Genomic DNA, 209 nt, shown 5'->3' with positions numbered 1-209 from the left:
GATTCTGGACAACGACAGCCCGGCCATTACCGGCATCGAAGTCGGCAATCCGGGTGTGGCGGATGACAATGTGGTGGAAGGCAATAACCTTGTCTTCAATGTTTCGCTCAGCACCGCCACCACCAAACCAGAAACCTATGCCTTTAACCTGGGTGGCGGATCAGCGAGTGCAGCCGATTACGGCACAGCCACCTTCAGCAATGGCGTCA

1 protein-coding gene is annotated in these 209 nt (G+C 56.0%); it reads left to right on the top strand.

Annotated elements, in window-relative coordinates; genetic code table 11:
• Positions 1-209, top strand: a 209-nt coding sequence (locus tag HA050_RS21875) for a hypothetical protein (RefSeq protein WP_166830604.1), incomplete at both ends; no start/stop codon positions are given.

Source organism: Iodobacter violaceini (assembly GCF_011601265.1).
Classification (GTDB): domain Bacteria; phylum Pseudomonadota; class Gammaproteobacteria; order Burkholderiales; family Chitinibacteraceae; genus Iodobacter; species Iodobacter violaceini.
The sequence above is the reverse complement of the archived record's forward strand: the minus strand, read 5'-3'. Positions and strand labels throughout refer to the sequence as shown.